This window comes from Paraburkholderia sp. CNPSo 3274 (assembly GCF_024206475.1).
Lineage (GTDB): Bacteria > Pseudomonadota > Gammaproteobacteria > Burkholderiales > Burkholderiaceae > Paraburkholderia.
In genome coordinates this window covers 1-25,801 of sequence record NZ_JAMBPR010000068.1, presented here as the reverse complement: position 1 = coordinate 25,801, position 25,801 = coordinate 1, and the positions used below count along the sequence as shown (strand labels likewise).

Sequence of the window (25,801 nt, the reverse complement as noted above, 5' to 3'; positions counted from 1 at the left end):
GAGTGAGTTGTTGGTGGGGGGCGCGTACAGTTCGATCACGGTTACGCCCCTTAGCCGCTAGTCTTGGGGAGCCCGATGACGGATATGCGCATCCCCTTTTCAACCGCGAAGGCAGCACTGGTTAGAAGACGCGGTGGACTCCTGTATGAGACGGTGATGTAAAGGCTCCAGGCCACCCGGGTAACGGAAGGGCGACCAGAGAGGGGATCCCGGCCGACGATGTTCTTCGCGCCGGCGATGTGCAGCTCGACCCGGCTCTGTGCATCGTTGGCCTCGGCGCGAACGGCCTGATGCTCGAACTCGATAACGTCCAGAGTGGCTCGACTGTCGCATCGGCGAACGCGGGGGGCGTACTTCAGAGCAGCGGCGATATCGTCACTGTCGGATCGCTCAATGGAAAACAGTCTTGTTGGCCGTTCGAGTCGCAAACATTCTGGAATGTCAAAACGAAGTGAGACTACGTGCGGGCGTGGCACGCATACGACGTTGGCAGTTCGCTCTCGACAGATGTGGTCGGCGGAGACGCGAACCACTGCTGCCATTTGACCCAATGAAAGGGCTATGGCAGCTTGCAGAGTGGAACGGCGATTTGCGCGGTGTCTCGACTGGCAAGTTGTCGATGCGGACGTTCGGCGATGGGTGGCGGTGCGTCGGCTGCAGGTTGGTTTGTGCCATTCGCAAACCAGCGTCGGCGAATGGCTTTTCTCGCTATCAATGAATGGGTCTTCCCGACCCATAGGCGACCCTCGCGCTTTCATCGTCTCAATGTCAGCTATCGGACGGCGAGCGGCCCGTCACACCGCGTGTGGGCGGCGGGGGTGTCTCGGTTTTGTTCGGCACATAGGGCGCGGGTACGCACGACTACAGCCGCACTTGACCGTAGTCGCATTTCACAGCGCATGGCACGCTCAGCCGAGCAACCGCTTCATCCCGCCAACCTCGTGATCGCCACCTGGCTGCCCGCTTGCTCCCGCAGACGAAACTTCTGGATCTTGCCTGTAGCGGTCTTGGGCAATTCTCCGAAGATCACGCGACGAGGGCATTTGAAATGCGCTAGCCACTCCCGGCAGAACAGGATGACATCCTGCTCCGTGATGTGGGAGGCGTCCGGCCTCAGTTCGACAAACGCACAGGGAGTCTCGCCCCATTTGTCATCCGGCTGAGCGACGACGGCCACGTTGAGCACGCCGGATATGCGATAGATGACCTCCTCCACTTCTACAGACGAGATATTTTCTCCCCCCGAGATGATGACGTCCTTGGAGCGGTCTGTGATCTGGATATAGCCGTCTGGGTGAACGACCGCAAGATCTCCGGTATGAAACCAACCGCCGGCGAAAGCTTTTACCGTTGCGTCGGCATTCTTGAAGTATCCCATCATTACCGTATTCCCCCGGACCATAACCTCGCCGCAAGATTTGCTATCGGCTGGCACCGGTTCAAGCGTCGCAAGATCGGCCACCGACATGTTCTCGAACGCGGCCGCACGTACACCTTGCCGTGCTTTCAATTTCCCTTGCTGCTCCGGCGGCAACGTATCCCACTCGTCGTGCCATGCACAGCTGATTGGCGTACCGGCAATCTCGGTGATCCCAAAGACGTGGTCGACGCCGAAACCCATTGCGCCAACGGCCTCGAGAACAGCCGCGGGCGCCGGCGAGCCCGCGGTAAGGACCCGCACACGACGCGGCAGCGGTTGCCGTTCCGATTCGGGCATGCTCGCGATGCCTGCGAGGACAATCGGTGCCGCACAAAAATGATCGACACCGTGTTCGGAGATGGCCGAAAGAATATTCGCGGCATTCACCTTGCGCAAACAGACGTGCGTTCCCGCTGCGGCCGTAATTGCCCATGTGAGGCACCAGCCGTTCGCATGGAACATGGGAAGTGTCCACAGGTAAATCGGCGCACGGGGGAGCGGCCAGTTCGTCATCTGCAAGAGGCTCATCAGATACGTGCCCCGGTGGCTCGGAACGACGCCTTTCGGGTCGCCAGTGGTGCCCGAGGTGTAGTTCAAGGCGATCGGAGTCCACTCATCGGCCGGGCGGCGGCCCGCAAATGCCGGATCACCGCTCGCCAGCAGCGACTCATAGTCAGTTTCCCCGATGGTGGGACCGTCAGGTGCTTCGTGATCGTTGATGTCTATCAAGCGCGGCGGATTGGGAACTGACTGCAACGCTTTCTCAACGAGCGGTGCAAATTCCCGGTCCACGAGCAGGAGTTTGCATTCTCCGTGGCGCAGAATGAATGCAATGCCCTCAGCATCAAGGCGGCAATTAATGGCATTGAGAACGGCCCCCGAGAGAGGGACGCCGAAGTGTGCCTCAAGCATGGCCGGGGTGTTCGGCGCAATGATCGACACCGTGTCGCCCGGTTCAATCCCCAACTGAACGAGCGCCGACGCGAAGCGATAGCAACGCTCGCGCGTTTTCGCCCACGTCTGCCGGAAGTCGCCATGAATGATCGCGGCTCGATTTGGATAAACGTCAGCGGTTCGATCGAGAAAGGTCAAGGGCGTCAATGGAACGTGGTTTGCCGCGTTCTTCTCAAGTCCTCGAGAATAGGCCGTTGCACTCATGACTTTGTCTCCATTCATTCATTATAAAAAGTAGTGAAATCGCGTACCGGACTGCGCTCCGTTACCAGAGTGTTCTCGATGCAGCTGTGATCCGCATAACCCAGACTCATTCCGCACACCAACATGTGATTGTCGGGAATGGACAGTTCGTTGGCGATGACACGGTGGAACTTGTTGAAAGCCGCCTGCGGGCACGTATCGAGGCCCCGCGCCCGGGCGGCGATCATGACGCTTTGCAGGAACATCCCCGTGTCGAGCAGACTTCCTTCGCGCATGACCCGGTCAACCGTGAAGAACAGGCCCACGGGTGCATCAAAGAAGCGGTAGTTGCGACCGTGCTGGACGTGCATCCGCTCCCTGTCACCCTTCTCGATGCCCAGCAGGCCATACAGGTTCCAACCAACCGCACGCCGGCGATCCACATATGGTGCGATCCATTCGCGCGGGTAGTAATCGTAGGGCTCGTCCAGGCCGGCGCTGCGAACGGGATCGTCATTGATTTCGTTGATGGCGGCAGACAGGCTGGACTTCATTGCGCCTGTCACGACATGCACATGCCAGGGCTGGATATTGACGCCGGTTGCGCTGAAGCGAGCCACGTCGAGGATGGCTTCGATCTGCTCGCGAGGAACCGGCGTGGGCAGGAAAGCACGGACGCTGCGCCGCGTGACGAGCGCCCAATCGACGGCCCCGGCCACGTCGGCAAGCGAGTTCAAGGGAGGAGAAGATAGACGGTTCATTTCGATGCCGGCATTGAAAGTTGCTTTGCACTGAGCCATGTGGCGTTTGTTGAGGGTAGAGTTCATACAAGCCGCACTATTCGTGAGAATCTCGGCCACAAAGCTGCGTATGGCAGAAACATTGCCGCCTTGTGGCGCCGGGATCGACCGTTGCCGTCGCGCTGTAACCAGTGTCAGGCGGACGCAGCTGACAATCCATGTCCATCAACTTCAACCTGAATGAGGTCACCGAACACCCGCTTTCCGGCGTCGCGCCATTGGGGGCAGCCCGCGAATTTGTCAGGCGACGACACCGATTTCCAGTTGGAGAAATCGGTTCTCGGGGCGTCAGGAGAACGACCATATCGGGCCAACTTGCATCGGTTTGCCGTTGCGAGCCGAGAAGTTGCTACAACCGGGGATGATCCGCATCGATCAGCTCCGCGCGATGGTCGAGCCGCGTGCCGTATAACGGGGGGTATCTGGAATGCGATGACCCCGGTCAGTGTGGCGGCGAGCTGGATGCCGTAGCGCTTCGTTGATGACGTGATGCTTTGCATCGGGCCGGAACATATGCGCCCAGTCGCGTCAGCGCTCGCAATTCCGGGCGGATTCTGAACGGGGTTCTCATTCTCGTCTCCATATTTGTATTGCTACCGCAATGCGCTGCTCATCGAGGGCAATATCTCCTCCCCCCGCTGATTCGGTGACGCGTTGGCGAGAAACCTGCTGCCCAAATAAGCGATAACACTTCACTTATTTTTCGGCGGTGATCAAGGCGGGGCTTTCGTGGAGCCGGCTCCGGTTACTCTGTGCAACCGGGCGCGAGGCTTGTTCTGATTTGCCGTGCCGAACGCACTGCAGTGTCAGCCTGGCTGGGACACCAATCCATGCCCGCCGACCTCAGTTTGCATGAGGTCTGTGGACACGCTCGGCTTTCGTTGTGCTTCGTGCGTTGGCTGCCCATCACCCCGAGAATTCAAGTGAGTTTGAGTGGAATGCCTCGGCGCTGCCCGCCTATACGCGATTCAGCGGTTGCGCGGCTTTGCCTTGCCTCGGCAGCTATGCTTTTGCGCAACGCTCGTTTGGAAACGAGGATCGAGCCTTTCGACCGCTCAGACGCACAAGCAAGTCGGAACGCTCAAATTCCGCTATGACAACGGCACGAGTTCTAACGTTAAGAGTTCGCCCTGCCGTGGCGGTACATCCCCGGGCTGGCCCCCGTCCACTTCCTGAAGGCCCTGTGAAAAGCACTGGTTTCCTGAAATCCAGTCCGTGCAGCGACTTCTGCGACCGTGAGAGAACTGCTGGAAAACAAGTCGATTGCGATGTCACGGCGCAATTCGTCTTTCAGTTGCCGGTAGTTCGTGCCTTCGGCCAGCAGGCGGCGTTGCAGCGTGGCCGCGGATAGATTCAGTAACCGCGATAGCGCGTCGAGGTCCGGCCAGTCGTCGGGGGCCTGGTTTCTTAGTCGGCGCCTGACCAGGGCCGTAGCGCTCGATTCATTGCGATACTTGACCAGGATATTGGCTGGTGCATTTTCCAGGAATACACGCAGGCTCGCTTCCGTCCCAGACAGTTTGAGTCCGAGGAAACTGCGATCGAACCGGATCAGGGTCTCCTCTGCGGAGAACGTCACGTCCTCGCAAAAGCGCATGCGGTAGTCGCTGTCATCGATTGGTGCGGACGCGCGAAACCTCATCTCGATCAGTGGAATCCGTCTGCGTGCGAGCCAGCATGCAAGACCGTGCACGAGGATGAACCACGTCCCGTAGGCAAAGCGACGGCGTGTCCGCCCATCGTCATGCAGGATGATCACTGCATGCTCGCCGTCGCAGCGCAACTCCCCGTGAATGTCGTCGAGAACGGCACGCAGGAACTTCAGCATGCGACGCAGCGCGTGCTCCAGATTGTCCGCATGCAGCACCGCGTGACACATCAGAGCGTAACTACCCCGGCGCAGTGCGTGGCTGTCGAGACCAAAGAACTCGTCGTCCATCAAGTCGGCCAGAGCCGCCCACAGGCGCGAAAAGGCCAACGCCGGCACACGGGCTTTCGGAGCATTCAACAATTCTGCCGCGATTCCAGCGTGCTGGAGGACGGCCGACACATCGAGATTCCGTTGTGTCGCCACGAGAATCGCCTCACGTACCAGGCTGATAGAGGTTGTGCCCTTGTCTTGAGCGTCATTCATGGTCAGGCTCACCCACAGAAAGTGTACTGATGTTAATCGCTGCCGGGCGTAAGCGAAACCTGCCGCCCGACTGAGCGCGGGCGGTCATCGGCCGAAGCGCTGGCGGGCGACCCACGCCCCGCCCAATATGTCCGAAGGGCCCACGCACGAAGAGGTCTATGGGCATGTGCGCACGCTCGCCTGCCGCTTACCATGGCCACTCAGTTCATCGTCGCGAGTGTGGCTTTGTTGTCCGAGGTCATACAGCATGGCGGTCATATCACATGACCCATGCAAGGGGCATCCGTTGCTCTGGAATCCAGAGCTTCCGGCGAAGCACAGGCCGGTCCGTTGCGCGTCCGGGTGGTTACTTTTGGGAGACAGCAGTGCAGATTCAACATAGAGGATTCGTCGTCACGGGTGGGGGCTCAGGGCTGGGCGCCGCCACGGCGCGCCGTCTGGTGGCGGGCGGCGCCTCGGTGCTCCTTGTAGACCTGGACGAGGACGCCGGTACTGCGCTGGCGGCGGAACTCGGCGGCAATGCCCACTTCGCCAAGGCTGACATATCGGACGCAACGGGCGCCGAGCGTGCGTTGAACGCTTTTTGCGACACCTTCGGTGGGTTGCACGGACTGATCAATTGCGCAGGCGTTGCCCCCGCCGAGAAAGTGCTCGGACGCGAAGGCCCGCACCGGCTGGAGAGTTTCGCGCGCACCGTTCAGGTCAATCTGGTCGGCGCTTTCAACATGGTACGGCTGGCCGCAGCCTGCATGGCCAGGAACATGCCCGAGGCTGATGGCGAGCGCGGGGTGATCATCAATACTGCTTCAGTCGCCGCCTTCGATGGCCAGATTGGGCAAGCGGGCTATGCTGCGTCCAAAGGCGGTGTCGTCGCGATGACGCTGCCTATCGCGCGGGAATTGGCCCGCGATGGCATTCGCGTGCTTGCGGTCGCGCCAGGAATCATGGAGACGCCGATGCTCAAAGGCATGCCCACCGAGGTACAAGACGCCCTTGGCAAGATGGTCCCCTTTCCCGCGCGCCTTGGTCGGCCAGAAGAATTCGCGGGCCTTGCGGTGCACATCATCGAAAACACCTACCTCAACGGCGAGGTGATCCGCCTTGATGGCGGCATCCGTATGGCGGCAAGGTGAACTCGGCGTCTGGAGTGCACGTCATTGTTCCGGCTACCGCCTTGCTTGAGTTCGGCGAATCGCCGAATCCGGAAGGGCTCAGATGACCCGTGGACTATCAAACTTTCCCCACCCCTTGCAACGCCGCCGTGGAGCGGCGGATGGAGACTCGCATGCCTACCTCTTCGACCTCAGATGATCCCGTCGTTATCGTCGGTGCCGCACGCACGGCGCTAGGCGGCTTCCAGGGCGACTTTGCGTCGCTGACGGCTCCGCAGCTCGGCGCCAGCGCCATCCGTGCCGTATTCGATCGCGCAGGGCTGCAGCCAGAGGCGGTAGACGAAATACTCATGGGCTGCGTGCTGCCGGCCGGCCTGGGGCAGGCGCCCGCACGCCAGGCAGCGCTGAGCGCCGGTTTGCCGCTCTCGGCAGGGTGCACCACGATCAATAAGGTCTGCGGCTCGGGTATGAAGGCAACGATGCTTGCGCACGATCTGCTGCTGGCTGGGAGTCAACAGGTGATAGTGGCCGGTGGCATGGAATCCATGAGCAACGCGCCCTACCTGTTGCCCAAGGCCCGCTCGGGCCAGCGCCTGGGGCACGGCCAGGTACTGGACCACATGTTCTTCGACGGCCTGGAGGATCACTACGGCCTCGCCTCCCATGGCCGCCTTATGGGCACCTTCGCCGAGGACTGCGCGCGCCACTTCGGTTTCACGCGCGATGCACAGGACGCTTTTGCTTCCACCTCGACGCTGCGCGCGCAACAGGCGCAGCGTGACGGCTTGTTGCGGTGGGAGATCACGCCGGTGGCGGTGCCGGGCCGCAGCGGCGAGAAACTCGTCGACGAGGACGAGGCGCCAGCGAAGGCAGAACTGGCCAAGATCCCCAGCCTCAAACCCGCCTTTGGAAAGGACGGCACAGTCACGGCGGCGAGTTCGGCCTCGATCGCCGATGGTGCAGCGGCCGTGGTGCTGATGCGCCGGTCCACCGCGCATGAGCGCGGTTTAACACCGCTGGCCGTTATCCGCGGGCACGCCACACAGTCTCAGGAGCCGGCCTGGTTTACCACTGCGCCTGTGGGTGCGATCCAGAAGCTGCTAGCCAAGGTGGGGTGGCAGGCAGCCGATGTAGACCTGTGGGAAATTAACGAGGCATTTGCCGTGGTCGTCATGGCTGCCATGCGCGAGCTGTCGCTTCCGCACGAGCGCGTGAACGTGCATGGTGGTGCTTGCGCGCTGGGTCACCCGATCGGCGCGACGGGCGCGCGCCAGGTCGTGACGCTCCTGAGTGCACTCCGCCAGCGCGGCGAGACGCGAGGCGTCGCGAGTCTGTGCATCGGTGGTGGTGAGGCCACGGCGCTTGCAATTGAGATCGTCTAAGCAACATGATCGGCGCGGTTGTGGTGAAAATTCGGTGGGTGGGTGAGAAACCGACCGTCTCTCGGAGACTTTCAACGAGTTGAAAGAACCGCCTTCCAAATCGAGGGCGCAATGGCATCTTTGAGATGCATGCTGGTGAGATCAAACTGGCGTTTGCGAATGCGATGCATCAGCTCGATGCCGGAGATGGTGACGGCCGCGTTGCGGAAGCGTTTGAACCCGAGCATCACGTTCACCCGCGATTTGATGGACCGATGATCTTGCTCTATCAGATTGTTCAGGTATTTCGAGGATCGCAATTTCGTTCGTCGGGGCAGCGATTCGTCGGTCTTCATTTCGCGGACGGCTCGATGCGATGCCGCGTAGCCGTCCAGGGTAATCGTCGCAGGAGCACGCCCCTGAGTTTTGATCGCCTTCACAAAGAATGCCTTTGCTGCAGCCACATCGCGCCTGGTACTGAGGCGGAAATCGATCGTCTTTCCCGCTCGGTCAACTGCGCGGCAAAGATAGGTCCATTTACCACGGATCCTGACATAGGTCTCGTCGACGCGCCACGACTGACCGGCCGCTACGGCGAACCGATTCCAGCGTTTGACGAACTCCGGCGTGTAGCACTTCACCCAGCGCATGATCGTCGTGTGGACCAGGGAAAGACCGCGTTCCGCCATCATTTCCGCGAGATCTCGAAAGCTGAGCTTGTAGCGCAGGTACCACCGCACGCAAAGGATGATCACTTCGCGGTCGAAATGACGTCCATTGAACAACCCGTCGATGTCTTTCAGCTTGCTCATCGGCTCGTGATCGTCAAAAGGTTGAGGGTAACAGACCGGCGCATCGGAATTGCACCACAGCCGCACCAAACACAGTTGCCTCCCGCCTGCGCGCTCGCGGACAACGTCGCTTGACGGGGGTGGTGCAAGTTCAGAACAGGTGGCGAATGCCAACGTTGGCGCCGACTGTCGAACCCGTCACGCCATATAGTGCCCCGTTGATCGACAGGCCAGTGTCCATCGCGCCGTGGTTACGGACGAATCCGACCTGCCCATAGAGTGTCGTGCGCTTCGAGAGGTAGATTTCGGAGCCGACTGCAGCCAGGATCGAATGATTGGATGTGTTGTTACGATCCTGCGTGAACCATACGCCGCCGTTCACGTTCAGTGCCGGCGTCACACCATAGCTGAAGCCTCCGCCGTAGACGTGATTATCGAAGGAGCCCGCAACCTTGTACGAGACGAACGACGCATCGAGTGTTAGCTTTCCGAAATCGTAAGCCGCGCCGACGGTGTGGCCAGTGAACTGCACTGCGCTGGGAACGGGAGTCGTAGCGGCAGTTCCCCCGGCATTGCCGCTATACAGCGCGGCGTTGATCATTAGCCCCTTGAACGTGTATTTCAGGCTGACCGAATATTGCCGCCCCGCCTGGAAATTTCCCGCTTCGCCGCCGAGCGCCAGCATGGCGCTCCCTTGCAGGCCAGCAATGGTGGGACTCGTGTACGAAACGGAGTTCGCATTGAAGAGACCGGTGACGAGCACGTTGTCGAGGTAGTTGATGAGACCGCTGCCAAACTGCGAGAATGCACGGGGATCCGATTCGAATAGCGACAGGAAGAACGGCGAATACTGCAAGCCCACCTTCGCAGTACCAAATTTTCCATCGAGTCCGATCCACGCCTGTCGCCCGAACAAATTGCCGTTCGAGTTGGCGAATCCGCCGTTGCTCACGTTGATGCCGCTTTCGAGCGTGAACAACACCTTCAGACCGCCGCCGAGGTCTTCCGTGCCCTTCATGCCTAACCGCGAGCCCCAAATGCCGCCATCGGTCATCGAGAACTGTTTTCCCGCGTCGGCGCCGGTTTGGTAGCTCAAGGTCTTGCTCGTGTAGAGCAACGCGCCGTCGAGTACGCCATAGAGCGTCACGCTGCTTTGCGCGTGAGCGACCGTTCCGATGCTGCCTGATAAAATGCCCGCTAGTACAACGACTAAAATGCGATGGGGAGGGAATGTCACGAAAAATCTCCATATATAGTTATACTTAATATCAATACAAATGTGCGGCTTCTATCGTTGGCTCTAGCTGGACGATGTTATCCGCGCAGCGGCTGCGCGAACTGTCGCCGCGCGTCGTAGCGCGAGCCCATTAACCGTTAAATTTCCTATGCGTGAGCGCGAGCCGGGCCCCGCCTTCCGGTTCCTGGCCGATTTGTGCTCGGCCGCGTAGCATCACCGGTCCTCGGTCTCTGGCGCCGGCGCGGGTGCGCTGGGGAGCCGATCCATTGCGTATTCGGCGAGGGCAGTGATAGTGAGCGCGGGGTTGACCCCAGGATTCGCGGGAAGGGCGGCGGCGTCGCAGACGATCATGTTCTCGTAACCAAACACTTTTAGCCCCGCATCGATAACGCCGGTGGTCGCGTTCGAGCCGATGACCGCGCCGCCGAGGATGTGCGCCGTCCATGGGGCGTTGCGGAAGGCTTCTGTCAGGGTGCTGCCCGCAACCCCGCCCGTTTCTTCGGCGAGCCACTTCACGACCTTGTGCCCGACGCCGAGGAATGTCGGGGCGGGACGGGACTTGTCGATCTCGCTGACCAGCGTGTAGCCGTTGCCGCTGCTGCGTTTCTGCGCGCGCAACCGGACCGCGTTGTCGCGAGGCTGCATGACGAGCATCGCCAGTGATCGGGCGCTCCAACCCTCGGATTGCTTGGTTGCCTTCCACCGTCTCGGGTGAAGGACGACGTTCGTTAGCCACTTGATGCGACGGACGAGGATGTTCCCCTTGCCTGTCAGGACGGTGAACTTGCCCTGCCATGCGTCGGCATGCTTCCCGACGGTAAGGAGCTCGACTTGGGTGTCCCCGTCGAAGACCAATCGGCTGGGCGCGGTGACGTCGCGCCATGCCTCGAGATCCTGTGGGAACTGGACGCTCAGGAAGGTCTCGCTGTTCGTGCGGACCAGGTGGCCGAGTCTGTCACTGATCCTCGGTAGTGATCCTCGGTACTTGCAGTCGGCAAGGAGCTCGTTGGTTGCTACAGCTCCGCCGGCGAAGACGACGCCGCGTGCGGTGTACTCAGTGCGTGCGCGGGCCCCATCAGGGCTGCGCTGCTCTACGACCAGTTGGTACCCGTCTGCGCCGTCGGCTGCGCCGAGGGGACGTACGTCGATGACCTCCTGCTCCGGAATGATCCGGGCGCCGCTCTTCTCCGCGAACCAAAGATAGTTCTTCGTCAGCCTGTTCGCGGCGCCCGTGCGGCATCCGATCATGCAATCGCCGCAACGGATGCATCCGGTCCGTGCAGGTCCTTCGCCACCGAAGTAGGGATCGTCGACTGTCTTGCCGGGTTCGCCGAAGAACACGCCGGTCGGCGCGAGCTTGAAGCCGTCTGAGACCCCGAAGTGCTCGCCGATGCGTTTGGTCAGCTGGATCGAGACCGAGTCCCACGGGGACTCCCGCACGCCGAGCATGAACTCCGCCTTGGCGTAGTGCGCATCGAGCACCGATTCCCAAGGCGCGAGGTCTCGCCACTGGGAGTCGTTGTAGAACCCCTGCTGCGCACGGAAAAGCACGCCCCCGTACATGAGGCTCCCACCCCCGACGCCAGTCTGCGAGGCGGTCTCGACATGTTGGTACGCGACATCCCGGAGGATGCCGTAGAGCCCTTGCTCGGGGGCCCAGACGAACTTTTCAATCTCGGCTGTCGAAGTGGGTAGATCACTGTCCTCATAGCGACGACCGCGTTCGATCACGCCGACCCGGTACCCCTTCTCGGTCAGCCGGAGAGCGGCAACGCTTCCGCCGAAACCTGACCCGACGATCGCCCAGTCGAAGTCGAACTCCGGGTTCGGCGAGGCCTGCTGTACACTGTCGCGAGTTGTCTCTGAGTTGGCACTCGTCATTGAAGTCTCCATTGTTTATGTAATACGCAAGCCCGTATATCGCTCGCTTAAGTCAAAACGCAAGTACCATCTTCGTCTGGACGATTCCGCACGAAAACTCCTTGACGACGCGTGCCTCGACGCTGCCCTTGCTGAACTGATAGTGTCAGCCGGGACTCATCGCAAAGACCTACCGACGAAATCTGTCTCCGGCCGAACGTCCGTTTTGCACATCATCCGTGGCCTGCTTGATGAAAAAGCCGTAAATTCCGACGCGCTACGCCGGCGACCAGAGAACTCTGCCTGAAGTCAAAGTGTCCGGCGCTCCCGCCTCAGCGACAAACGCAACCGAACTTGATTTCATGCTCGCGCATACACCGCAGCACCCAAGACAGGTATAACGTCTCGCACCATATTTATCTCAATAAAAGTTATATATAACTAATATGTTATTCCGTCATTCTTCTGGCTTACGTGAGCTGGTATTCCTATCAAACCGTCGTACACCTGATCTTTTGACGACCGGAAAAAGTATCAACTCGAGCGTATGCTGATCAGGGGGTAACTCAAGCTAGATATACAGGTGCGCCTTGCGGGGCACCTGTGGCACCCCCGTCGATAATCAGCTCCGCCGCATGCATGCTGCTTGGAATTGGGTTGGCCTGCGCACGTCTGTTCCTTGCAGAGGGCGCCAACGTTGCGATCATCAGCAACAATTCTGAAACCCTGAGCGTTGCTAAAAGTCAGCTTGGTGCTAACGTAATGGCAATTCAGGCAGACGTCACGATCCCCAAGACCCTCAGCGCTGCGTTTGCACAGGTTAATGATCGGTTTGGTCATACCAATGTCCTGTTTGCAGGCGCCGGCGTTGCATCCACTACACCTTTGGACAGCGCTTCCGTTCAGACTGTTGAACGGGTCCTCACGATAAATATTGCCGGTAGCTTCTACACCGTTCAGGCTGCCCTCCCTCACATGCGCTCTGGCGCATCGGTGATTCTCGTTGGCTCGGTCATGTCAACGATGGGATTCGCCGGATTCGCTGTCTACGCCGGGAGTAAAGCCGGCATATCGGGGATGGCGCGCTCACTAGCGTCAGAATTGACGCCCAAAGGCATCCGCGTGAATACGGTGGTTCCGGGTGCTACGCGAACTCCAATCTGGAACAGTCTGGCGCAAACGGAAGCCCAGGTGCAGGAAATCGAGCAGGGATTGATCAGAAGCATCCCGATTGGCCGGTTCAACAACGCAGAGGAGGTGGCCCAGGCCGCACTCTTTCTGGTTTTCGATCGTGACAACTGCTTCTTTGCTTTTGAGTTGCATTCGTGTCTCCATCCATGGTTATGACATTGATGATGTGTAGTTCGTCTCCTGCGCTCGCGGTTATACCGGAGTTGACGCGACGGCCTCCATCCCCGTGTCTATTGCCAGTACCACCGAAATGAGCCCGGTAGACCGAGCTCACTGATCGGCCAGATATCGTGGCCCCCAGCCGATCAGCACGTTCGCATTGATGTCACTCTCCCGGGCCAGCTTCCTGACTGATATGGCCGGCGCGTTCGGTATCCGGCTTCTTCTCTTCTACTGTGACTAAGTGGTGCCGACCGGATCGAGAAAATGATGGGCGCCGCTTTGCTGCGTCTCCCACGCCGCCATCTATCGCGAAATTGCGTGCCACTTACGTTGCAATGACCGCCTCTGCAATTGCTTCGAGTACAGTTGGGTCTTCAATAGTCGCAACGTTTCCCGGTTCCCGGCCCTCGCAAATTGCCTGAATCGTTCGGCGCAGTAACTTGCCTGACCGCGTCTTCGGCAGCGCTGGAACGAACAGAACTCGTGTGGGACGCGCTATAGCACCGAGGTTGCGCTCGACAAGTTTTAAAATCTCACGTTTCTGAGCAGATGCGCCATCACCAGTAGCGACGGCACTTCGATCCTTCACAGTTATAAATGCAACAGCGACCTGCCCTTTCAAGGAGTCGGAAACTCCGACCACGGCAACCTCGGCGACGTTAGGATGGCCGGAAATGCTCTCTTCTATCTCACGCGTACCGAGTCGATGGCCGGCTACGTTGATGACATCATCGGCGCGCCCAAGGATAAAGTAATAGCCGTCTTCGTCGCGGACACCCCAATCGAACGTTGAATAGACATACCGTCCATGAATCTCGGACCAGTAGGTTCTGACAAAGCGCTCATCGTCGTCCGCGATCGTCTGAATGCACCCGGGCGGAAGCGGACCATCGATGATGAGAATGCCTTTTCGATTTGGCACAGTTATTTGTTCACCGGTTTCATTGTCGATCAGACGTACGGCAAACCCGTACATTGGTAGCCCAGGCGACCCAAATTTACTATCCATCCGCTCAACGCCATTCGCGACTGCAAGGATTGGCCATCCAGACTCAGTCTGCCAATAGTTGTCAATAATTGGCTTGCGTAAGGCGTCGTGTATCCATTTCCCTGTTGGTGCATCAAGAGGTTCACCGGCCAAATACAAACTCCGTAAGCTGGACAGATCCGCCTCGAAAAGCGACTCATTTTCGTGTTGCTTCATCACCCGGATGGCTGTCGGCGAGCTAAACATTGCGGTCACCTTATACTTCTCGACAAGCCTCCACCAGATACCAGGATCTGGCCGTGTGGGCAGTCCCTCGTAGAGCAGGGTTCCCATACCCGCCATAAGAGGACCATAGACGATATAGCTGTGCCCGACCACCCAACCAATATCGCTTGTCGCGAAGAACGTTTCCCCAGGGGAACCGCAGAAAATGTGCTTCATACTGGCTGCTAGCGCAACTGCGTATCCGCCAGTTTCCCGTTGCACGGCTTTCGGGGCACCTGTTGTGCCGCTGGTATATAGCGTGTAGCTCGGAGAACTGGACTCCAACCATTCGCAAGGGACTGTGGCGCCAAGAAATTCCCTCCTCAAGGAGGTGTAAGACTCATCTCTATCTTCGCACATAGGGGGCGCCGCGAGCCCCCGGTCGACGATGAGGACTTTGGCAGGCCGTGTCGACACATGCTCAAGGGCCTCATCAAGCAATGGCTTATATGGAATGACCTTCCCGGCACGGCATCCAGCATCGGCGCTGATAATCAGTTTGGGCTTGGCGTCCTCGATGCGACTGGCCAGACTTGAACTGGCAAATCCGCCAAATACGACGGAATGGACGGCGCCGATACGGGAGCAGGCCAGCATCGCGAACACAGACTGCGGGATCATAGGCATGTAGATCAACACCCGGTCGCCCTTCTTCACGCCTAGCGACAAGATAATCGCAGCCATTGTCTGCACTTCCGCGTGCAGCTCAGCAAAGCTGTAAGTTTCCTCCTGCCCTGTCTCTGTAGAGACCCAGATCAATGCTGTTTGATCTGCACGATTGGCTATATGCCGATCAATAGCGTTGTGGCAGAGATTAGTCACGCCTCCGACAAACCATCTGGCGAATGGGGGTGAATCATAGTCAAGAACTTTCTCGAACGGCTCCTTCCAATCGATCAACGAGGCCTGCTCGGCCCAGAAAGCATCTGGCTCTTCGATCGAACGCCGATAGAACTCAGTATAATTAGTCATCGCAGCCTCTCCTCCCATGTGAAGACAGCAAGCAACTGCTTTCTCTAGCCCTGAATCGCTTTTCTAACACCTTCGTCTTCTGATGTTCGTAGCGAATCAAGAAAAATCATGACGTGCTTACACGCCCTGAGGGCTGCAATACGAAGAGATTTAGCTTCGAGACACAATCACCAACGCTGTTACATCAGCGGCCATCAGGTATTTGTAATTCAGTACGACCATATCCTTCGAAATCTCTTCCCCGCATTTTTTCACCAGAAGCGCACTTAGTGCCACTGGCGCCCTCATTTTCTCTGCTGTTTAAATCTCGGCTTGGTCATGCAGAGGGAAATCTAGCAGCCGAGCGATAATAAATTAGAGCCGATCAGGTCGTTGTCAAGAAGTATTCGATTTTCTCGGCCAATTCTTCGGGATGCTGCTGGTGTGGCCCATGACCAGAATTGGGATAGACGAGCAACTGTGCGTTGGGTAGTTCGCGATACAGCATCCAGATGTTTTTGAAGGGGAAGAACGGATCCCTATCGCCGGAGACGACGAGCGTGGGCTGACGAAGGTCCTTCAGCCTCTCATAATGACCTGTTCTACCGCTCATGAAGTCACCGATGAGTGACACCATCTTGCCAATGACCGCAGGCGTCACCGGAGGTTCCTGGCCAGAAGTCCGGGTCGCTCGACGATCGAGATAGGCCCGCGTCTCCTCATCTCGCCCTTCAGCGAAGAACAGATACCGGACATCCTCATGTGAGTAGACAGGATGAAGGGCAATCTCGAACACGATGTCCGTCGGCGGCGCCGCTTCCGGATTGCCACCTCCGGCCGCACCGACAACGATCACCTTTCGCACGAGCGTCGGCTCATCGATCGCAATCGCCTGGGCAACGAAACCTCCCATGGAAAAGCCGAGCACATCGATGGTTGAAAAACCTAGCTCCTTCGCGAAGTCTGCGGCATTGCGTGCCTTTTCGTCCACGCTCGTCGCTGCAGATCCCGATGACGATCCGACTTCCTGATCACTGAACAGAATGACGTGACGGGTCTTCGCCAATGCGTCGACGAAACCCGGATCCCAATCATCGAGCGTACCGCGGAACCGATGGAGGAACAGGATAGGTGTCTTGTCCGCTGGATTGACGGGTCCAAGCTCCCGATAAGCGTAGCGTACGCCCCGGACATCAAGATACTTGGTTGGGGTGGTCGCCGCACGTTCTGTCGTGTTGTCCATATCTCTCTCCTTTGTGTACTGGAGAGTACGTTAATAAGTCCAGTTGCCGTCGTCAAGCGATTTGTGTATTGTTCAGTAAGAAAATTTGGGTCCTGGGACGTATGGGTACGGTTGAGAAAAAGAGAGGACGTGGGCGGCCACGCTCATTTGACGTTGATGTTGCGCTAGATCGCGCCGTCGAGATTTTTTGGAAGAACGGTTATGAAGGCGCCGATCTAGACACGCTCACTGAAGCGATGGAGATCAACCGTCCAAGTCTGTATGCCGCCTATGGTGATAAGCGCGCCCTTTTTTTCAAGGCCGTGGAGCGCTATTATCAGACTTTTGCAATGCTTCAGCTTCCCGACGGGAAGGACGGGAAACGCTTCGATCCATCACTCTTTAGCGAAGCAATTGTTCACCTCTTCTACGATCACGAACGGCCCCGCGGCTGTCTCATCGCCTGCGTCCTCGCTGATGAGGCCAATGCTCACGAGGACGCTAAAGCAATTCTCAAAGAGATAATCGAGCGAGAGGAGCGCCGCATTGAGAGATGGGCAAGTGGGTTCCTATCGGGTGACTCTGCAGCGGCGAATGCGCGATGTTTCGCAAATCTGCTGGTTGCAACACTTCATTCGGCAGCTATTAAGGCGAGCGCCGGGATTTCACGTCGAAAAATTAGTTCCGATCTCGCTGCCACAATGTCCATACTGATGGGAATTCTGGATACCTAACGTTCCATGGAAAGGCTGACTTAACCGACGAGTCTGTCTAAGTTGAAGCAGTATAAATCTGAAGGGTTGATAGGCTTAGTGAAACAGACGTGATCGGACAGTTCCTTGCCACGGTCCCAAGTCAAGGATCGCCACAACTACGCAGGCAGGTCCGCCACGGTCTTCTTCTTGAGGGCGTTAGCCATATTGACAGTTCCGTAGCCGGCCAGCGGTGGCCCGTTCGGAGTATGTTCGGCCGGCGCAGAAGCTGAATCGATGAGTCTTTCTCGAGCAAGGCCAATTTGCGCATGGTGCATACTCGGAAGCTGGATGATGGGCGGGCACCTCCTTGGCAGTGTCGGATCCTCTGGATGCTCCCGTGCGTGCTGTGCATAGGTCTTAGTCTGATATCGATGGCGACCAATGATTGATATATGAATCGTATAGTATAGAAGCTAAATAAAATGTATAGTTGGTGAAAACCACAACCGAGCTGCCTCGAGGCGGGTCACTCCACGGAGTGAGGAAATCGATCCCGCCCTGTAGACTGCGGCTAAGTCTTCTGATCCCGTGGATAAAGATGGATGCCAAAATGCAAATCGAGCCAGCACCAGATTCCCTGAGTTGTTGACGTTCTGAGCGGGGGCTGACGCAGCTTCGCGAACGTGGATTTCCTGCGATTTCGTAGCTAGTTTTCTAGTCGGTGAAGTTGCGCGCCCAGGATTCCGGCGTTGCAGAAGTTTGGAGTCTGCGCGGATACATGCACTCAGGCCTTAATGACCGAGCAGTCTAGACTTCGAAGCACGCTTGAGGCGGCCGGAGACGAGACGGTCGACGGAAATTTGACGGGGCAGCGCTGCGTGAATTGGTCGAGATGTATTGGAAGCCGGCGTATTAATTGGTTGCATGGCGAGCGATCACGACCCCAATCCGGAATCCGAACCAGTTTCGCAAGTGGATCGCCGGCCATCAACAATGGCAGCTCGCTCAGTCATTAGCCGGTGCGGTAGCGGCCGACGGCGTACCCATTGACCTTTCAGGGCCACGTTCTGCTATTCCTCACCCGAGGCGCCGGCTGCATTTGTGCCGGTAGAGTCAGCGCCACTGCGGTCGCCCCCACCGCGAATACTCGAGTCATTGATGGCGATAGCGTGCGCAATGGCACCGAACCCGCTCTTGGCGAGGCGAGCCTTGATGAACTGATGGCGATCGGCAAAATCCCGAGGAGGTTGCCGTGTTCCGGTTCAACGAAGAACTGACGGCCCACACGCATCGCAGTTCGGTCGACTTCCGCATGGGCATCGACGGGATGCCGATACCGGTCGAACAGGCAACCCGTCTGAACCCGATGATTTCCGCGCCGTTGCCTGCCTGATGCGTCTTCTCGCATCGGTTACTAACCAAGCTTGCTTACATGCCACGCCGGATTCGCTGCGCGATGATGCAGACAGGGCAAGTGGTTTGGCCGGGATTCGTGAGTATCTGAAGCTATGGATAATTGTGAATCCCGGCCGAGCCTCGGCAGGCCATCAGGGCTTGTATTCGAGAATCTTGAATACCTGTGTGAACGCTTGCCTGCTTCCTCGCAGGAGGGATACGTGCCCTTCGCGGAGCGCATGCGTAGGTGTGATTTCGCGCAAAGCCAGAGCCATGAACGTTTCCATGTCGCACTGTATCTTGACGTCGGGGGGCTCTGCGCTGGGGCCGGAGCGGATCAGCACCTTCCCGTGGTTCACCGGGACATGGAAAACCTCCGCCCCCACATGGAACTCATACAACGTTTGCAAGGCGGCGCTCGCCGCAGGATCGCTCGACCCCGTCAAGCACAGTGCGATGAGCTCCGCACGGGCAGTGGACGGGTCGATGCGTTCATCGAGCGGCAGGCGCAGACCCCAGAGCCCGAGCGCAATCACTGGTTTGCGCAGTTGTTCGCCCATTTCCGTCAGTTCATAAGCTGGCGCTGCGGCGGGCGTTGGCAACGTGGTCGGTTGGATAACATCGCTCTCTACCAGCATGGCCAGGCGCTCGGACAGTCGGTTTGCGCCCATGGCAGGCAAGATCGCCAGCAGATCCTTGAACCGCTTCGGACCCAGCAAGAGTTCGCGGATCACGAGAAGCGTCCAACGATCGCCGAGAACGTCTAATGCCCGGGCCATTGGGCAAAGTTGACCGTAGGTTTTGTTTGGCATGTCACATTGTACAAGGCCCTGCTGAAGCAAAGCCGGTTGGAAGGCGATGGCCACGGATCAGGCAGGTAATTAGTGGCGCGGCCTCGCGGACACCTGCATCCGTAGTGCATCAATTTTCCAGACAAGGCGCGCCCTACCATCGCGGATCTGCCGCCGGGTTGGGTATTCGCTGAGCCATTTCCGGAAACTCCCCGGGGGCAACACGTCCAGTGCACACGCCTGTTCGTCCCAGAAGCCGATGACGGGCCACGCTATCGCCGCCGCAGCGAAAGGGACATTCATTGCCGTGGCTTCCCGCGAAGAGACGCCATAAGCCGCGCGGCGGTCCGATCGAACGGCAGCGATACCTCGAGGTCCTGCGATGTCAACGTCGTAACCGGACTCCTGCGTTTCTCCCGGTGTGTTGAGCGCCACCACACATTCTACTATACTATGTGTATAGCTGTTGTGCTATACTAAACGTATAGTGTTACGGTGGTCGTAGCGTGGGTTCCGCATCTTTGCTTTTCGCCCCGTTCGGATCCTGTCCGACGCTGAGCCCCGACAAGCGCGGTGCGATGCGTGGCCGACTGAATGAGGACTTCGCATTATGACTATGGATGCCCGAATGAGGAGGGGACACTGATTTCATTCGTACGGCTCGATCCCCCGAGATCGACGTCGATCGCGTTCCGTCGCCGACTACGCTGCTGCAGGAGTCCGCGAACAAGCCAGTTTTCCGGGTCGGTGAACGGGCGCTGATCCATGCCGATGTCGACCGGCTCTCGTCTGCGTTTGCCGCGTACTTCCAGAAAGTGGTCGGGCTGAAAACGCGATTAGGTGTCCGTGATGCTGCCGCCCCCCGTCGTTCCCGATTGCCTTCAACGCCATTGCAAAATCAGCAGCCGACTTGGAGGAGAACTCCACGACATTGTCGTGAGCGCGATAGGACGCATAAGTCGGACTCTGAATTGTGACTACTAGAACCAGGAAAACGGAGACAAGCCATGAAGGTCTTATTCGCTAATGTGCACGTGGAGAGCCCGACCGGCGCAGGCTCGAGGTGCTCGCGATGAATACTCCCTATGAATTTGACTACATTGTCATTGGCTCGGGTTTCGGTGGTAGCGTGTCCGCCTGCCGCCTCACTGAAAAGGGCTATTCGGTTGGTGTGATGGAGATGGGGCGGCGTTGGACTGCAGAAGATTTTCCCAAGACCAACTGGGACGCGCGTCGCTGGATGTGGCGACCTGGTCTGAAAATGTTCGGCTTTTACAACATGCGTCTCTTCCGCCACGTCATGGTCTTGAGCGGGAACGCAGTTGGCGGTGGTTCCATCACATACGCGAACGCCTTGCTGGTGCCGCCCGACAAGGTGTGGGATGAGGGTTCGTGGGCTGGCCTGAAGGACTGGAAACGGATCATGCCAGAGTACTATGCCATGGCGGAACGAATGCTCGGCGTAACCGAGAACCAATTTCTGGGCGAGGCCGATTTTCGGCTCAAGAAGATGGCGGACTTGCAGGGCGTAGGCAATACGTTTCACAACGGCCGTGTAGGGACGTTCTTTGCGCCAAAAGGCGAGGCCGGCGGCAAAACCTATGCTGATCCCTACTTCGGCGGTGGAGGTCCGGAGCGCGGGACGTGCGTCGGTTGCGGTGGCTGCATGGTGGGTTGCAAGCACAACGCCAAGAATACGCTCGACAAGAACTATCTCTATTTCGCGGAGAAGCGTGGTGCGCAGGTTTTCGCCGAAACCAGGGTGGTGGACGTGCGCCCGCTCAACGGCAAGGAAGACGGAAGCGACGGCTACGAGGTCTTCACTGAGTGTTCGACTACCTGGTTCAACAAGCAGCGACGCAGCTTCCGCTGCCGCGGGGTGGTATTTGCCGCGTCTTCATTGGGCACGATGGAGTTGTTGTTCCGGCTCAAGCAGAGCGGCTCCCTGCCGCGCATCAGTGATGACCTCGGCAAGCGCGTGCGCACTAATGCCGAGTCTCTCGTCGGCGTGCGCTTTCCGGCGAATGACAAGAGCATGTCGCCCGGCTTGGCTGGAGGCGCAGGCATCTATATCGACGAACGGACGCACATCGGTGCGGTGCGTTACCCGGAAGGTTCGGACGCTACAGGTCTGATGATGACCTTGATGACTGGCGGGCGTGCCGGATGGACGCGGATTATTACCTGGCTATGGACGCTGGTGACACATCCGGTGAAAGCAATGCGCGTGCACAACCCTTTCGGATTTGCACGCCAGACCATCCTGTTCGTTGTAATGCAGACCGTGGACGCCTTTATCAACATGCAGTTCAAGCGCCGCTGGTACTGGCCGTTCAGAAAGCGATTGTGCACTGAGGGGGGCCCGATTCCCACCTTCATCCCTGAAGCCAATGTGTTTGTTGAAAAGGGGGCAAAGGCACTGGGCGGCATTCCTACCACCTTATTGACCGAGATCCTGTTCAACATCCCCACCACGGCGCACTGCATGGGTGGGTGCGCGATGGCGGACTCTCCCGAACGCGGCGTGATGGATGTCCAGAACCGCGTCTTTGGTTATCAGAAGCTACTGGTGTGCGACGGCTCGATGCTCAGTTCCAACCTGGGCGTGAACCCCAGTCTGACCATCACCGCGCTGACCGAGCACGCGATGTCCCACATTCCGACGAAATCGTCCCTTGCAACCTTCCATCCGAGTGCTCCCCATGGCCAATCCGTCCTCATTTAACGTCAGCCCGCTGAGCCAGCCGTTTCGCTTGCCCAATGGCAGCGTGCTCCGCAACCGTCTCGCCAAGTCATCCATGAGCGAGACGCTGGGTACCTATGACAACCGTGCGACACCCAGGCTCGTCGAGTTGTATCGGCGTTGGGCTGCTTCCGGTGTCGGCTTGCTGCTGACCGGCAACGTCATGATCGATCGCCGTGCGCTCGGCGAGCCGGGCAATGTGGTAATTGAGGACGAGTCCGATATGCTCGTCCTTAGGCAATGGGCTCGCGCGGCCACCGACCAGGGCGCGGCCCTGTGGGTGCAACTCAATCATCCCGGCAAACAGTCCCCCAAAGGACTAAACGTCAGCAACCTCTCGCCGTCGGCCATTCCATTCCGCGAGGACATGGCGGCGTTTTTCGAGACCCCGCGCGAAGCCAGTACCGCAGAGATCCGCGATATTATCCGGCGCTTTGGGCGCAGCGCCGCGATCTGCAAGAGCGCCGGCTTCAGCGGCGTGCAGATCCACGGGGCCCACGGCTATCTGATCAACCAGTTCCTGTCACCGCATCACAATCGGCGCACTGACGAATGGGGCGGCAGCCCTGAGAACAGGCGCCGCTTCCTGATGGCAATCTACGCCGAGATCCGCCGCCGGGTCGGCAGCGATTTTCCAGTCGGCATCAAACTCAATTCTGCCGACTTTCAGCGCGGCGGCTTCTCCGAAGAGGAGTCGATGGCCACCATCCACGCGCTTGCCGATGCGGGCATCGACCTGATCGAGATTTCTGGAGGCACCTACGAGGCTCCGGCCATGAGCGGTGCTTTCCAGAAACCGCAAAAAGCGTCGACGGTGGCGCGCGAAGCGTACTTCCTGGAGTTCGCTGAGAAAGTGCGCACGAGTATACCGGTGCCTCTAATGGTCACTGGGGGCTTTCGGACGGCCGACGGCATGAATGCCGCATTGCGATCCGGCTCGCTAGATATTGTCGGTTTGGCGAGACTGCTTGCTATCGACCCTGAAGCGCCGGTTGCGTTGCTGCAGGGTCGCGACAGCCCGCAGCGCGTACGGCCGATCACCACAGGGATTAAACCGGTGGACCGCATGGGCATCATGGAGGTCCTTTGGTACACGAGGCAACTCAGGCGTATTGCAGACGGGGGCAATCCACGACCCCAAGAAAGCGGCCTAATGGCATTTCTCAAAAGCCTGATGCGCAGCAGTTGGGGCAACTATCGCACCAAGCGCATGCGGGCTTGATCGTTGACACGATCTTTCCACTATTACCGTCGTCAAAAAAGATCAATGGAGATTAGTGCAATGCGTCATGTACTGAAGTCAGGCGTCATCGGAGTAGTCCTGGCAGCAACTCTCATTTCCTCGACAGTGCGGGCGGCTGAAGTATCGTCAGATAATGCGACGATGAGTTTGCCGCCACAGCAACAGGAACACGACGTCAGCTGGAAAGACGTGCCAACGCAGACCATCACTGCAGGCGGAGTGGACTTCGCGTATCGGGAGCTTGGGAAGGAACATGGTGGCACACCGGTGATCTTCCTTACTCACTTGGCTGCTGTGCTGGACAATTGGGACCCTCGAGTGGTGGATGGCCTCGCGGCGGAGCATCACGTGGTCACATTCGACAATCGGGGTGTCGGAGCTTCCAGTGGCTCACCATCGAATTCGATTGAGCAGATGGCTGATGATGCAATCAACTTCATCAAGGCCATGGGGTTCAAGAAGGTAGATCTTTTTGGCTTTTCGATGGGCGGCATGGTTGCCCAGGAAATCGCGCTGAAGCAGCCGCAACTCGTCCGCAAGATTATTCTCGCGGGAACGGGGCCTGCTGGCGGGGAAGGCATCAGTGCCGTGACCAGCGTTACATTTTACGACATGCTCCGAGGATTTCTCACCGGCCAGGATCCGAAGCAGTATCTGTTCTTCACCCGTACGCCGAACGGTATCGAAGCTGGAAAGGCGTTTCTGGCTCGCTTGAACGAGCGTTCTGAACACCGCGACAAGAAAATCTCCATGACCGCGTTTTTGGCTCAATTGGAGGCGATTCGCGCATGGGGCCGGAAAGAGCCGGAGAACCTATCGGTGGTGCAGAACCCGGTGTTCGTTGTCAACGGCGATAGCGATCGGATGGTCCCAAGCAAGAACTCGGAAGATCTGGCGCGGCGCCTGCCGAACAGCATGCTCATCATCTACCCCGATTCGGGCCATGGCGGGGTGTTTCAGTTCTACGCCAACTTCGTGCCCAGGGCGCTCGAGTTCCTTGCCCAATAGGTTTGAAGACAGCGGCTACGCGAGCGCTCGATCGACCCAGGCAGGCTTGCGTAAGGGCGAAGAAAGGCACGTTTGAGGTAACAGACGTCTAATTTGCCAGTTCGCACCGAACATGGGCCTTTCACTTTCGAACTTTAAGAATCGTAAGGAGTCCAGCATGACTGATATTTCTCGTAGTCACGCCTCTGCCGAGGGGCAGGCCGATATATTTAAAAAATGGGTTCAATATTTCGGTGCGACTGACCCCAGGGACCTCGATCTCGGAATCTTAATGGCTATCCACGAGTGGGTCATGGACGGTTTGGAGCCGAATGGTCAAAGACAAGAACGATAGTCGGTCATGTAGGGGGTATCAGTTGTCGGAGGTTCAGGCGGCCATTGGTGCTACGTGTCACTTTGGCTTGGCGGACCTGTCGCTACCATGATTGGGCGCCGGTTCGCGCCCTGTCGCGGACGGGCCCAGTGACGCGAGAATCTTGTCGCGGCATACAGTCAGGATTTCGTCGGCCAGTGGCGAATCATCCGGGCACGCGCGCGACATCACAATGGCACCGACCGCATGCGCCAGTATTTCGAGGCAGTTGGCTCGCGCCTGCGCCGAGTCTGCACCGTCTGAAGAACAACGTTCGTGGCCCAGCGCCTCCAGCAGTCTCTCGATGCCGTCCGCAAATGTGGCTCGGACCGCTTCAGGTTGACGCGCGGCATCCCCACCCAGCGCAGCCATCGTACAGCCGGTTGCGCGCGAGTCGCGGTGCTCGCGCGCGAGATACAGCCGCACGAACTCCGACTCGTTCATACCAGCGGACAGCGCGGCGGTTTGCGCGATACCGCAGGCTGCCGATTCCGCGATCAGATCGGTCTTCGAGCGGAAGTGCTTGTAGAAGCCGCCGTGGGTGAACCCAGCGGCGCCCATCAGATCGGCTACTCCGACCCCATCATAGCCGCGCTCCCTGAACAGGGTAGACGCTGTTTCAACAACGTGGGCCCGGTTGGCCTGGGCCTGTGCCTTAGTGACCTTCACTTTTGCTCTTCCGTGGGCTTGTTCCTTCGTAAGCGATCCATTATCGACGTCTACCCAATGCGACTCTGAGCGAGGAGCATAGGTGTCCACCTATTTGGAGGTGGACACCTATGGCTGACAAAGACTCAGGGTTGAGGGTGGTTCGGCAAAGCAGGGATGGCCGTCGCCGCTACGACGAAAGCGGCAAACGCACGTTGGTCGAGGCTGCATTGCGCCCAGGCGTGTCGGTGGCGCGCATTGCGCAAGAGCACGAGATCAACGCCAACCTGCTGCGC

General features: G+C 58.5%; 21 protein-coding genes and 1 pseudogene. 11 read left to right on the top strand and 11 right to left on the bottom strand.

Going from position 1 to position 25,801, the window contains the following annotated elements:
• The first annotated feature begins 239 nt into the window (after nucleotides 1–239).
• Complete coding sequence (locus M3I54_RS33890; protein WP_254343724.1) at nucleotides 240–455, top strand: hypothetical protein; 216 nt, start codon at nucleotides 240–242, stop codon at nucleotides 453–455.
• Between the two features lie 470 nt (nucleotides 456–925).
• Here M3I54_RS33890 and M3I54_RS33885 read toward each other — a convergent pair whose 3' ends face one another.
• The 3 genes from M3I54_RS33885 to M3I54_RS33875 all read right to left on the bottom strand — a co-directional run bounded on the left by M3I54_RS33885 (nucleotide 926) and on the right by M3I54_RS33875 (nucleotide 5,491).
• Complete coding sequence (locus M3I54_RS33885) at nucleotides 926–2,578, bottom strand: AMP-binding protein (RefSeq protein WP_254343722.1); 1,653 nt, start codon at nucleotides 2,576–2,578, stop codon at nucleotides 926–928.
• 14 nt (nucleotides 2,579–2,592) lie between these two features.
• On the bottom strand, nucleotides 2,593–3,357 hold the full coding sequence (locus M3I54_RS33880) for a nitroreductase (protein WP_254343750.1): 765 nt from the start codon (nucleotides 3,355–3,357) through the stop codon (nucleotides 2,593–2,595).
• A gap of 1,117 nt (nucleotides 3,358–4,474) precedes the next feature.
• Complete coding sequence (locus tag M3I54_RS33875; protein WP_254343719.1) at nucleotides 4,475–5,491, bottom strand: AraC family transcriptional regulator; 1,017 nt, start codon at nucleotides 5,489–5,491, stop codon at nucleotides 4,475–4,477.
• A 365-nt stretch (nucleotides 5,492–5,856) separates the two neighbouring features.
• Here M3I54_RS33875 and M3I54_RS33870 point away from each other — a divergent pair, with 365 nt between their 5' ends.
• Both M3I54_RS33870 and M3I54_RS33865 read left to right on the top strand, forming a co-directional pair.
• The gene (locus tag M3I54_RS33870) at nucleotides 5,857–6,624 is read left to right on the top strand and encodes an SDR family NAD(P)-dependent oxidoreductase (RefSeq protein ID WP_254343717.1); all 768 of its coding nucleotides are present in this window, start codon (nucleotides 5,857–5,859) and stop codon (nucleotides 6,622–6,624) included.
• A 152-nt stretch (nucleotides 6,625–6,776) separates the two neighbouring features.
• Nucleotides 6,777–7,985, top strand: coding sequence for an acetyl-CoA C-acyltransferase (locus M3I54_RS33865; RefSeq protein WP_254343749.1), 1,209 nt, complete (start codon nucleotides 6,777–6,779; stop codon nucleotides 7,983–7,985).
• Nucleotides 7,986–8,056: 71 nt separating this feature from the next.
• On the opposite strand, the gene M3I54_RS33860 is transcribed toward M3I54_RS33865, so the two are convergent.
• From M3I54_RS33860 to M3I54_RS33850, 3 genes are all read right to left on the bottom strand, one after another.
• The gene (locus M3I54_RS33860) at nucleotides 8,057–8,776 is read right to left on the bottom strand and encodes an IS6 family transposase (protein ID WP_254343715.1); all 720 of its coding nucleotides are present in this window, start codon (nucleotides 8,774–8,776) and stop codon (nucleotides 8,057–8,059) included.
• Between the two features lie 130 nt (nucleotides 8,777–8,906).
• Nucleotides 8,907–9,971 carry a porin gene (locus M3I54_RS33855; protein WP_254343748.1) on the bottom strand — a complete coding sequence of 355 codons (1,065 nt, stop codon included), beginning with the start codon at nucleotides 9,969–9,971 and terminating at the stop codon, nucleotides 8,907–8,909.
• Between the two features lie 234 nt (nucleotides 9,972–10,205).
• Nucleotides 10,206–11,873, bottom strand: a complete 1,668-nt coding sequence (locus tag M3I54_RS33850) for a GMC family oxidoreductase (protein WP_254343713.1) — start codon at nucleotides 11,871–11,873, stop codon at nucleotides 10,206–10,208.
• Between the two features lie 618 nt (nucleotides 11,874–12,491).
• Here M3I54_RS33850 and M3I54_RS33845 point away from each other — a divergent pair.
• Nucleotides 12,492–13,199 carry an SDR family NAD(P)-dependent oxidoreductase gene (locus M3I54_RS33845; protein ID WP_254343711.1) on the top strand — a complete coding sequence of 236 codons (708 nt, stop codon included), beginning with the start codon at nucleotides 12,492–12,494 and terminating at the stop codon, nucleotides 13,197–13,199.
• A gap of 331 nt (nucleotides 13,200–13,530) precedes the next feature.
• Here the strand turns inward: M3I54_RS33845 and M3I54_RS33840 are convergent, their stop codons facing one another.
• Complete coding sequence (locus M3I54_RS33840; RefSeq protein ID WP_254343709.1) at nucleotides 13,531–15,429, bottom strand: propionate--CoA ligase; 1,899 nt, start codon at nucleotides 15,427–15,429, stop codon at nucleotides 13,531–13,533.
• A gap of 364 nt (nucleotides 15,430–15,793) precedes the next feature.
• Nucleotides 15,794–16,651, bottom strand: a complete 858-nt coding sequence (locus M3I54_RS33835) for an alpha/beta fold hydrolase (RefSeq protein WP_254343707.1) — start codon at nucleotides 16,649–16,651, stop codon at nucleotides 15,794–15,796.
• Nucleotides 16,652–16,719: 68 nt separating this feature from the next.
• Between M3I54_RS33835 and M3I54_RS33830 the strand changes: the two genes are divergently transcribed.
• Nucleotides 16,720–17,364, top strand: a complete 645-nt coding sequence (locus tag M3I54_RS33830) for a TetR/AcrR family transcriptional regulator (protein ID WP_254343705.1) — start codon at nucleotides 16,720–16,722, stop codon at nucleotides 17,362–17,364.
• A gap of 77 nt (nucleotides 17,365–17,441) precedes the next feature.
• Here the strand turns inward: M3I54_RS33830 and M3I54_RS45480 are convergent.
• Nucleotides 17,442–17,591 (bottom strand): annotated as a pseudogene (locus tag M3I54_RS45480) (IS30 family transposase); the annotation flags it as partial.
• 986 nt (nucleotides 17,592–18,577) lie between these two features.
• Here M3I54_RS45480 and M3I54_RS33825 point away from each other — a divergent pair.
• The gene (locus M3I54_RS33825) at nucleotides 18,578–18,718 is read left to right on the top strand and encodes a transposase (RefSeq protein ID WP_254343699.1); all 141 of its coding nucleotides are present in this window, start codon (nucleotides 18,578–18,580) and stop codon (nucleotides 18,716–18,718) included.
• A 154-nt stretch (nucleotides 18,719–18,872) separates the two neighbouring features.
• Here the strand turns inward: M3I54_RS33825 and M3I54_RS33820 are convergent, their stop codons facing one another.
• Nucleotides 18,873–19,499, bottom strand: coding sequence for a winged helix-turn-helix transcriptional regulator (locus tag M3I54_RS33820; protein ID WP_302059261.1), 627 nt, complete (start codon nucleotides 19,497–19,499; stop codon nucleotides 18,873–18,875).
• Between the two features lie 1,084 nt (nucleotides 19,500–20,583).
• Here M3I54_RS33820 and M3I54_RS33815 point away from each other — a divergent pair.
• The 4 genes from M3I54_RS33815 (at nucleotide 20,584) to M3I54_RS33800 (ending at nucleotide 24,839) form a co-directional block, all read left to right on the top strand.
• Nucleotides 20,584–22,236, top strand: a complete 1,653-nt coding sequence (locus M3I54_RS33815; RefSeq protein ID WP_254343694.1) for a GMC family oxidoreductase — start codon at nucleotides 20,584–20,586, stop codon at nucleotides 22,234–22,236.
• Nucleotides 22,214–23,476, top strand: coding sequence for an NADH:flavin oxidoreductase/NADH oxidase family protein (locus M3I54_RS33810; RefSeq protein ID WP_254343692.1), 1,263 nt, complete (start codon nucleotides 22,214–22,216; stop codon nucleotides 23,474–23,476). The genes M3I54_RS33815 and M3I54_RS33810 overlap by 23 nt, the downstream gene beginning before the upstream one ends.
• A 162-nt stretch (nucleotides 23,477–23,638) precedes the next feature.
• On the top strand, nucleotides 23,639–24,505 hold the full coding sequence (locus M3I54_RS33805) for an alpha/beta fold hydrolase (protein ID WP_375542262.1): 867 nt from the start codon (nucleotides 23,639–23,641) through the stop codon (nucleotides 24,503–24,505).
• A gap of 157 nt (nucleotides 24,506–24,662) precedes the next feature.
• On the top strand, nucleotides 24,663–24,839 hold the full coding sequence (locus M3I54_RS33800; RefSeq protein ID WP_254343688.1) for a hypothetical protein: 177 nt from the start codon (nucleotides 24,663–24,665) through the stop codon (nucleotides 24,837–24,839).
• 57 nt (nucleotides 24,840–24,896) lie between these two features.
• Here the strand turns inward: M3I54_RS33800 and M3I54_RS33795 are convergent, their stop codons facing one another.
• Nucleotides 24,897–25,526: a TetR family transcriptional regulator gene (locus M3I54_RS33795; RefSeq protein WP_254343686.1), complete on the bottom strand. Its 630-nt coding sequence runs from the start codon at nucleotides 25,524–25,526 to the stop codon at nucleotides 24,897–24,899.
• 110 nt (nucleotides 25,527–25,636) lie between these two features.
• On the opposite strand from M3I54_RS33795, the gene M3I54_RS33790 reads away from it, so the two are divergent.
• On the top strand, nucleotides 25,637–25,801 hold a 165-nt coding region (locus M3I54_RS33790; protein ID WP_254340981.1), incomplete at its 3' end, for a transposase.